At 39.5% G+C, this 9,117-nt stretch carries 14 protein-coding genes and 1 tRNA gene; 2 read left to right on the top strand and 13 right to left on the bottom strand.

What is annotated here, in order from left to right; genetic code table 11:
* Positions 1 to 95 precede the first annotated feature (95 nt).
* A tRNA-Arg gene (locus tag CWB75_RS18365) sits at positions 96 to 170 on the bottom strand.
* Between the two features lie 237 nt (positions 171 to 407).
* Between CWB75_RS18365 and CWB75_RS18370 the strand changes: the two genes are divergently transcribed.
* Positions 408 to 590, top strand: coding sequence for a hypothetical protein (locus CWB75_RS18370; protein WP_010390860.1), 183 nt, complete (start codon positions 408 to 410; stop codon positions 588 to 590).
* A gap of 36 nt (positions 591 to 626) precedes the next feature.
* Here CWB75_RS18370 and CWB75_RS18375 read toward each other — a convergent pair whose 3' ends face one another.
* From CWB75_RS18375 to CWB75_RS18385, 3 genes are read right to left on the bottom strand one after another with little or no spacing between them, the layout of a single operon-like run.
* Positions 627 to 1,418, bottom strand: coding sequence for a phosphotransferase (locus tag CWB75_RS18375; RefSeq protein WP_138571402.1), 792 nt, complete (start codon positions 1,416 to 1,418; stop codon positions 627 to 629).
* Between the two features lie 8 nt (positions 1,419 to 1,426).
* Complete coding sequence (pnuC, locus tag CWB75_RS18380) at positions 1,427 to 2,050, bottom strand: nicotinamide riboside transporter PnuC (protein WP_010390857.1); 624 nt, start codon at positions 2,048 to 2,050, stop codon at positions 1,427 to 1,429.
* Between the two features lie 25 nt (positions 2,051 to 2,075).
* Positions 2,076 to 2,327 carry a hypothetical protein gene (locus CWB75_RS18385; protein WP_010390856.1) on the bottom strand — a complete coding sequence of 84 codons (252 nt, stop codon included), beginning with the start codon at positions 2,325 to 2,327 and terminating at the stop codon, positions 2,076 to 2,078.
* Positions 2,328 to 2,427: 100 nt separating this feature from the next.
* Between CWB75_RS18385 and CWB75_RS18390 the strand changes: the two genes are divergently transcribed.
* A complete protein-coding gene (locus CWB75_RS18390) occupies positions 2,428 to 2,667 on the top strand; it encodes a DUF2960 domain-containing protein (protein WP_004588463.1) in 240 nt (79 codons plus the stop codon).
* 71 nt (positions 2,668 to 2,738) lie between these two features.
* On the opposite strand, the gene alr is transcribed toward CWB75_RS18390, so the two are convergent.
* The 9 genes from alr to rpsF all read right to left on the bottom strand — a co-directional run bounded on the left by alr (position 2,739) and on the right by rpsF (position 8,940).
* On the bottom strand, positions 2,739 to 3,818 hold the full coding sequence (gene alr / locus CWB75_RS18395) for an alanine racemase (protein ID WP_138571403.1): 1,080 nt from the start codon (positions 3,816 to 3,818) through the stop codon (positions 2,739 to 2,741).
* The gene (gene dnaB, locus CWB75_RS18400; protein ID WP_010390854.1) at positions 3,818 to 5,197 is read right to left on the bottom strand and encodes a replicative DNA helicase; all 1,380 of its coding nucleotides are present in this window, start codon (positions 5,195 to 5,197) and stop codon (positions 3,818 to 3,820) included. Before dnaB ends, alr begins: the two co-directional genes overlap by 1 nt.
* A gap of 113 nt (positions 5,198 to 5,310) precedes the next feature.
* On the bottom strand, positions 5,311 to 6,249 hold the full coding sequence (locus CWB75_RS18405; protein ID WP_010390853.1) for a DUF4097 family beta strand repeat-containing protein: 939 nt from the start codon (positions 6,247 to 6,249) through the stop codon (positions 5,311 to 5,313).
* 9 nt (positions 6,250 to 6,258) lie between these two features.
* Entirely contained in the window at positions 6,259 to 6,744 is a 486-nt protein-coding gene (locus tag CWB75_RS18410) for a hypothetical protein (RefSeq protein WP_013464154.1), read from the bottom strand.
* On the bottom strand, positions 6,731 to 7,282 hold the full coding sequence (locus tag CWB75_RS18415) for an RNA polymerase sigma factor (protein WP_138571404.1): 552 nt from the start codon (positions 7,280 to 7,282) through the stop codon (positions 6,731 to 6,733). The genes CWB75_RS18410 and CWB75_RS18415 overlap by 14 nt, the downstream gene beginning before the upstream one ends.
* Positions 7,283 to 7,508: 226 nt before the next feature.
* A complete protein-coding gene (gene rplI, locus CWB75_RS18420) occupies positions 7,509 to 7,961 on the bottom strand; it encodes a 50S ribosomal protein L9 (protein WP_008110407.1) in 453 nt (150 codons plus the stop codon).
* A gap of 36 nt (positions 7,962 to 7,997) precedes the next feature.
* Complete coding sequence (gene rpsR / locus CWB75_RS18425; RefSeq protein WP_002962753.1) at positions 7,998 to 8,225, bottom strand: 30S ribosomal protein S18; 228 nt, start codon at positions 8,223 to 8,225, stop codon at positions 7,998 to 8,000.
* Between the two features lie 12 nt (positions 8,226 to 8,237).
* Positions 8,238 to 8,555, bottom strand: a complete 318-nt coding sequence (priB, locus tag CWB75_RS18430; protein ID WP_008466122.1) for a primosomal replication protein N — start codon at positions 8,553 to 8,555, stop codon at positions 8,238 to 8,240.
* 43 nt (positions 8,556 to 8,598) lie between these two features.
* Positions 8,599 to 8,940 carry a 30S ribosomal protein S6 gene (gene rpsF, locus CWB75_RS18435; RefSeq protein ID WP_008110420.1) on the bottom strand — a complete coding sequence of 114 codons (342 nt, stop codon included), beginning with the start codon at positions 8,938 to 8,940 and terminating at the stop codon, positions 8,599 to 8,601.
* Between the last annotated feature and the right edge of the window lie 177 nt (positions 8,941 to 9,117).

Consider the following 9,117-nt stretch of genomic DNA (forward strand, 5'->3'; position numbering starts at 1 on the left):
TGCTACAAATATTATTATTTAACGGAGAATAAAAATAGTGAGTTAATTTAAATAGCTACGATCGTTTTGAAGGGGAGTAAAAAGTAAAACGCAAATGGCGCTCTCGGTAGGGATCGAACCTACAACTCAGCCTCCGGAGGGCCACGTGATATCCATTTCACCACGAGAGCACATTTGTTGCCTCCACATCAACTCGCGATATCAATGCTTTAGCATGCGCAATAATAAAGACATCTTTGTATAAATACCAGCATGATTCGTTTACATGTCTATAATTTAAGCTAATCACTTAACAAAAGGTAAAAAAAGCGCTATTTATTTATATTCTATAAAAAAACAGTAACGCTTTAGACACATATTATCTATTATTGTCACTGGACGGAAAGATTAAACACGAGGAAGTAATTATGAAGTTAATGTCAACAGAACAAGTTGCTGAGTTTTTAGGAGTTAAAGTCGAGCGAGTTAAACGCTTAACACGAGAAAGCTTACTTATTGCCAAAAGTGAAGATGCTAATGGCGAACCACAGTATGACGCCGATGAAGTAGCTAAATATAAAGAGCTAGCAGCTCGATTTGGTGGTTTGTAGCTAAACTTATAACTACTTGGGGATAAGCTGGGCTATTTATTGAATTAGATAATCCAGCTGCTCACACAATTTTTTAACCTTATCACTGACACCACGCGCAGAATACCAACAAATACAAAGCACTAAGAATACTACTTGATAACACTTTAACTTTTCTATCGAGGGACTAAAATTACACTCCTGAGGTAAATATGCATGGTAGGTTTTCAGTAACTGCGCTTTTTGTATTTGTGTTAACTCAAAACTAACTGCTAATGCGGCTAAATCAAAGTAAACATCGTTAGTTTTAGCGTATTCAAAGTCAATTAAGTACATGCCCTCTGTGTTGAGAATAATATTTTCTTTAACTAAATCATTATGGCAAAAACCGTTATCTCTAGGTTGGCTATAAATATAGACTAAAGCTGATTCAACCCCCTGCTGATATTGCTGATAAAGTTCGGTGTCAGAGTAGTAATCAAGCTCGAACTTAATATCCATTGGCTCTGTTACGATATTATGTTGGTGTAAACTGACCAATTTTTTTATTAGTTCAGATGTGTAGTTGTCTTGCGCTATATCACCGTCAATATATTCAAAAATGGCTAACTTTTTTTCTTCATTGAGCCACATTGGTGCAGGACAAACCTTATACTCTGCAAAGCTTGCTTGCGCTGCTAAGCCTATAGATGGCCAGTGTTCCCGATAACTCTTTAATAGGTAAGCTTGCTGCGCTGTATGGACAAGGAAATTATCGTTACTTAAACCACTATACAAACGCTCACTACTGAGAACATTAAGTTGCGGGTCAAAAGCGCTAAATATAGCGCTTATATTGTCAAAGGTCATTGTGGCTCTTATAGCTGAGCTAGAGGCTTAGCTTGCTCTTGCTCGTACTCTTCATACCAGGTTTTAAACCCCCATGCTGCCATTAGCGTGTAGAAGATAAACAACGCAAGTGTTGGGTAATAGCCTTTTTCGTAATACAAGTACATCGAAGCGGCATCTATCACTATCCAATATAACCAATTCTCCAGCACTTTTTTGGCCACTAAATAAGTAGTAACAACAGCAAAACAAGTGGTAAAACTATCTAAATAGGCAAAATCAGCATGGGTATAATTAGTCATTATATAGCCCAAAATTATCGCAACTAAGGACGTTATACTGATAATGCCAATATGTTGACTTACCCGCCATGATGTAATTGCTAATTCCTGTTTACCTACTCCACTCCTCCTCCATGCTAGCCAGCCATAGACTGCCATATACATATAATAAAAATGCAGCAATGACTCCATTAATAAAGCGCCATTCCAGTACATAATAGTGTAAATTAAGGTACTAAAGAATGCCGCAGGCCAGCACCAAAGGTTTTCTTTGATAGCTAATAAAAGGTAAGTCATAGACAAAGCCACTGCAATATATTCCCAGTGTGACATCGCAGTAAACCCAGCAAGAGTTTGGTTAATAAAGTCCATTATTGGCTCACTAAGCTATTAAGCATTATTCAGGAGAAAGATCACCAGAAAGAAATTTACAAACAAAAATAGCCTTGCCAAACTCTTCGTATGAACGTTTTATTTCAGTACTAAGTACCGACATTACTAAGTCATAGTCACCAAAAATTTGCGTCGACAATGTGTTTGTAATCACTTTTAAATCATCATAGGTATTTAACCGGTCAATAAATCCTTTAATAAAGGGAATATAATCTTGATGAAGCGGGTATTTACTGATCTCTACTGATAATTTCATTTCAAACTCAACTTTTTAATTATTTGATTTCAACTAATCATTCAACGCAACTTAAATACAGTGTAAAATTACACTAACACTCAATATAACTGAGCTTATTATGGCACGCAGAATTACCTATACTTTTAAAAATCAACCGCGCGAAATTAACTTCGCAAAAGATAAATACCACGATATGTATCAGGCTATTGCGGCTGCTGAGGGTATCGATTTAACTAATTACTTAAACATGGTACGCCAAATTGAAATGACCTCTAAAGGTTCATCGGCGGTACGCAATTTTCGCGACCAAGAGTTTGCACGTATGGGCTTTAGCGATATTTACTTTATAAAAGAGTAACCATACCCAGTAAGCTAGCATCACGATCATGACAGCAATGTAAACTTACTGCATATCTTTAATAATAAACATTAGCGCTGGTACTCATAACTTACACGCGGTGTGATATTACACAATAACTCGTAAGAAATAGTATCAGCACATTGTGCAATCTCTTCTACTGGTAACTCTGGCCCCCACATAATCACTTCATCACCCACCTGGACGTTGTGCTCGTTATTACCTATATCAAGGGTGATCATATCCATAGCTACACTACCCACAATACCGTAACGATGCCCATTAATAATCACGGGTGTGCCTTCTTTCGCATGACGCGGATAACCATCACCATAGCCCAGTGCAACCACAGCCAACACCGTAGGTTTATCACTTTGCCAGCGGCCGCCATAGCCTACTTGCTCATGTGCCCCCACATTACGCACTGCTATCACTTTAGTGGTTAAGCGCATTACAGGCTTTAATTGGTGATCTTTACCTGTGTGATTAGCTATAGGCGATACACCATAAAGCATTAGCCCAGGTCTAACCCAATCACCATGGCCACTCGGCCACGCTATAATTCCCGCAGAGTTCGATAAACAATGAGCTTGTTGAACCTTTTGGGTTAAATTATCGAACAAAGTTATTTGCTGCACTGTTTTAGTATTTTTTACATCATCGGCACACGCAAAATGGGTCATTAAGTTTATTTTGTTTTGTGCATTTGGGCTGGCTTGTAGGCGCTGATAAAACATATCAAACTGCTCAGGCGCAATACCTAAACGATGCATGCCGGTATTTATTTTTAACCAGCAATTTAAAGGCGCATCTAGCTGCACACTTTCCAGCATTTTTAGCTGTATCTCGTCATGAATAATAGTTTGAAAATTATTCGCCAGTAAAATAGGTAAGTCTTCTTGATGAAAAAAGCCTTCTAGCAACACAATCGGTTTTGTAAGGCCACCTGCACGCAGCGCTAACGCTTCATCTATACGCGCAACCGCAAATGCATCTGCTTCATTTAAGTGTTGCGCAATAGTGACTAAACCATGCCCATAAGCATTCGCTTTAAGTACGGCCATGATTTTACTATTGGGCGCAAAGCGTTTTACCTGTGCTAGGTTATGTTCAAGCGCGGTTAAATTAATTTCAGCAGTGGCTAAGCGCATTAGTAATCATCATCTACAGCAGGCCCCGCGTAATTATCAAAGCGAGAGAATTGACCTTGGAAGGTTAGGCGCACTTTACCAATCGGACCGTTACGCTGTTTACCGATAATAATTTCGGCAATGCCTTTTTCAGTACTGTCTTCGTTATAGACTTCATCACGATAAATAAACATGATCAAATCGGCATCTTGCTCAATAGAGCCCGACTCACGTAAATCTGAGTTAATTGGACGTTTATCAGCACGTTGCTCTAGAGTACGGTTAAGCTGCGATAGAGCAACAACCGGACACTGCAACTCTTTTGCTAATGCTTTGAGTGAGCGTGAAATTTCGGCAATTTCTAAGGTACGGTTATCTGACAAGCTAGGTACACGCATTAATTGCAGGTAATCGACCATGATCATACTAATACCACCATGATCACGTGCTATACGACGTGCACGTGAGCGAACATCGGTAGGTGTTAAGCCTGAGGCATCATCAACGTACATTTTGCCTTTTTCCATGAGTAATCCCATGGTTGATGAAAGGCGCGCCCAGTCATCGTCATCTAGCTGACCAGTACGTACTTTAGTTTGGTTAATTCGGCCAAGGGACGCCAGCATCCTCATCATAATTTGTTCAGAGGGCATCTCTAGTGAGTAAATAAGCACTGGCTTGTCTTGAGTCATTGCGGCATGTTCAGCAAGGTTCATCGCAAAAGTGGTTTTACCCATTGATGGACGCGCTGCCACAATAATTAAATCAGATGGCTGCAAGCCTGTAGTCATTTTATCAAGATCAGCATAACCCGTGCTCACACCGGTCACACCATCTTGTGGTGATTGATAAAGCTCTTCTATTTTATCAACGGTTTTTTCAAGTATGTTGTGAATGCTTTGTGGGCCTTCACTACTTTTTGTACGCTGCTCAGCAATTTTAAATACTTTACTTTCAGCAAAATCAAGTAAGTCGTGGCTAGTACGCCCTTCAGGATTAAAGCCCGCTTCGGCTATTTCATTGGCAACACCAATCATTTCACGAACAACGGCGCGCTCGCGAACAATACTTGCGTAAGCGTCAATATTGGCAGCACTTGGGGTGTTTTTTGCTATTTCGGCTAAATACGCAAATCCACCAATACCTGACAGCTGGTTATTTTTTTCTAAACTCTCAGAAATTGTGATTAAGTCAATCGGATCACCAATTTCAGCAAGAGCTGTCATCGCCTCAAAAATAAGCTTATGGGTACGGGTATAAAAATCCTGCGCCACAACAAGTTCAGCTACGCGATCAAATGCTTGGTTATCAAGCATTAAACCACCTAAAACAGATTGTTCAGCTTCTATTGAATGGGGAGGAACTTTAAGAGTGTCGACTTGCTTATCTGGTTTGGCCATAACTTCACAGTACTAAAATTGAATAGCTCTATTCTATCGACTTGGCGGGGCTGTGCAAATAGCAAAGCAGGAAATCTTTTCCTGCTTTTTGTTACTTAAAATAAAATAGCTAATTATTGACGTTTAAGTTCGATAACACCGCTAATAGTATTCATCTCTACACTAGCATCAGTGCCATTAGTATTAAACTTAATTCCACTTGCTGGGCCATATTTGGCTTTTTGTACTTGATCGTTAGTTAACTGGTTGTCAATTTTACCGCCAGCGTGTGCTTCCACCTCAAATTGTGCTGATAAATCAGCAGGGAAATAAAACGCAGCGTTACCACTAACAGATTCAAAACTCACATCAGCATCACTCAGAAGGCGGTTAATTTGTACCTTAACTTCGCCATTAACGGTGCTTATTTGTAACTCTTTAATTGTATCTAAATTAAAGTTAATATCGCCATTTACGTTTTCTAAGCGAATATCATTGGCCGTCGAGTTTGATGTAATATCGCCATTAACCGCACTAAAACGAACTTCACCGCTAGATTGCTGATCATCAATCGAACCATTAACAGTTTCAAATTGAACTTTACCATTAAGTGCTTTTGCCTTGATGTCACCATTTACAGTGGTCAGCTTAATATCGCCATTAAGATCGTTTACTGTAATAGCCCCATTAACTACATCAATTTCAGTACCTTTCTGTAACTCTTTGGCCGTTATAGATGCATTAACACCCACAAATTCTAGCGCACTACTTTTTGGCATAAAAATAGTGAGCGTTGAGCCATTGTTGTTATTATCCCAATTAGAAAGTTCAGGCATTTTCACAATAAACTGGGTTTTATTACCCTGTGTTTTAAGTGTGTAGCCTTGTGCCTTATCATCAAGTTCACCGGTTACTTTAAATTGATTTTTATCCCAACCTGTCACTTTAATATCACCACGCTGGTTTTCAATGTGGATCACCCCAGCATTGGGTACCTCAATTTGCTGATCTATTTTTTCACCAGCAAATACGGCCATGGGTAATAAAGCGATCCCTAATATTATTGCTTTCATTTATTTCTCCTAGATGTGTTGCCAACGCGGTGCATGCACCTTGTTAATTAAGTCGAGTTGTTGTTGATAAACTTGCGCTAACATAGACAATAGCGCCTTGTTTTTCGGTTCATTTTCAAGAGTTTGCTTTATTGCTTGCTCTGCATCTTCAAGTTCTTGTAACTGTACTTGCCAATTGTCGGTCAATGCTGCTTGGCTTTGATATTGCACTAGTAAACTTTGTTTTTGTTTAGTAAAAAACTCACTCATTGCCACTGCAGTATTTGCCTCTGGTACTTTAAATAACAATACTGTGCTGACCAAAACCGCGGTAAAACATGCAGCAATGGCGGTGAGCTTTGGCCAATATTGGTTAGTATTAATAGTGGGCTGATTATTAGCTATTATTGCGCGTTCAATCCCATTCCACAGTTCTTTTTTTGGTGGAATATTTTTATCTAACTGGGTTAAAGACTCATTTAAGTAGTCATCAAAATTTGTTTTATTCATTTTCATACCACTGCTTTAATAATTGCCTTGCACGATGATATTGCGCCTTACTAGAGCCTACCGCCATACCTAACAGGGTTGCAATTTCCTCATGCCTGTAACCTTCTACTGCATAAAGCACAAATACCATTCTTGCGCGCTCAGGCAGTCTAACAATTAATTTATCTAGCCCATTTAATCCGTTACAGTCATGTGCAGCTTGTTCATCCATTCCGCTTTGCTCAAAGCTAATTACTTTATTAAGCCAATGTTTTTGTCTGCGCACATAACTAATAGCAATATTACTGGCGACACTATAAAGCCAAGTGGAAAACTGCGAACGCCCGTCAAATTGCGCTATTTTGCTCCATACTTGCACAAACACTTCTTGGGTAGCATCTTGTGCATACTCCTCATCGGCTATAAGCCTCAGGCATAAGCCATAAACTTTTGCTTTATGCATGTCATAGAGCGCTTTATAGGCTAACTGGTCGCCGTTTTTAACTTGATCAATAAGCATTTGCTGCACTTGATCAGTTATTGGCTGATTAGCGTCCATTAACATCGCAAATTTTTCCTGTTTATAATTATGTAATTGCAATTTAACTTATAAGACGCGCAGAAGAATAGAAAGGTTTAAATGAAATAGAAAATATTTGTAGAAAATGAAGCTTTATTTTAGAAACGTGCTTAATTTTACCCACAACAAACAATTTATTGCTTTGGGTTATAAATTTTAGACACAAAAAAACCGTGCAAAGCACGGTTTTTTTTTAACTTAATTCTAAAAATTAAGCTTCAGCAATAACGATTACTTTAATAGTAGCTGTTACGTCTGAGTGTACTGCGATTGCAACGTCAAATTCGCCAGTCTCACGGATAGTACCTAGAGGTAAACGAACTTCTGATTTAGCAACTTCAACACCAACAGCTGAGATAGCGTCAGCGATGTCACGAGTACCGATTGAACCGAATAATTTACCTTCGTCACCAGCTTTAGATACTAATGTAACTTCTGCTAATGCTTCAAGTTTGTCAGCGCGTGCTTGTGCTGCAGTTAACTGTTCAGCGATTTTTGCTTCTAGTTCTGCGCGACGTGCGTCAAACGTTTCAATGTTTGCTTTAGTTGCAGGAACTGCCTTACCTTGTGGGAAAAGGAAGTTACGTGCGAAGCCAGATTTAACTACAACCTGGTCACCTAGGCCACCTAGGTTAGCGATCTTATCTAGTAGAATAACTTGCATGTTTCTACACCTTTTAAAAACGTGTTAATCCGCTGCTTACTTATGTAAGTCAGTGTATGGAAGAAGGGCTAAGTAGCGAGCACGCTTAATAGCAGTTGCTAGCTGGCGCTGGTATTTAGCGCTAGTACCTGTGATACGGCTAGGTACGATTTTGCCACTTTCTGTAACATAGTTTCTAAGAGTAGCTAGATCTTTGTAATCGATTTGTTGTACGCCTTCCGCTTTAAAGCGGCAGAACTTACGACGTCTGAAATAACGTGCCATGAGATTAATTCCTCAAATAATTCTTTCTATATGCTGAGCATGCAAAACCAATTGGCTAAGGCCGTTACGACCTTCGTGGCGATTTAAAAAACCACTCACTTGCAATGCCTGCCCAACGTGCAAATGTTGAGTCTGTTGTTGCATTTGCTTACCACTGGCAACCACCTGAAGCCTAACATAACTATTACGGTTAAGATCTGCTTCAACTTGCATTGATTTATGTTCTACAACAAAAATACAATGCGGTATGCCCGCGGGGCTTTGGCTAAACTTGGGTGTTTTACAAACTACCCCCGATATAACCAGCTGATTCGTATATGGGCTAACCATTATAGTAACTGCTGACTACGTGCCATGCTAGGACTCAAAACAATTAAGCAGCTGGTGCTTCTTTCTTCTCTTCTCTTACAAGAGGAGACGCTTCAGTTACAGCGTTTTTAGTACGCATAACTAAGTTACGAAGCACTGCATCGTTGTAGCGGAAAGTAGTTTCTAGCTCGCTGATTACTTCAGTTGGTGCTTCAACGTTCATAAGAACATAATGAGCTTTATGAAGCTTGTTGATTGGGTAAGCCAGTTGACGACGGCCCCAGTCTTCAAGACGGTGGATAGTACCACCTGCTTCAGTGATAGAACCAGTATAACGTTCGATCATACCAGATACTTGCTCACTCTGATCAGGGTGAACCATGAATACGATTTCGTAATGACGCATGGATATTCCTTACGGTTAATAGAGCCTTCTACCGTTTCGGCCGGTCGGTTTAAGGCAAGGAATTAATAGTTTAAAAGCCGAAATGAGCGCGCATTTTACGCTTAGTAGGATAATTAAGCAAGCAGGTTTTTTAAGCTTTGATAGATAAGTGTTAAAGGTTTCGGGTTTCGGGTTTCG

Source organism: Pseudoalteromonas sp. S1608 (assembly GCF_005887265.1).
Classification (GTDB): domain Bacteria; phylum Pseudomonadota; class Gammaproteobacteria; order Enterobacterales; family Alteromonadaceae; genus Pseudoalteromonas; species Pseudoalteromonas undina.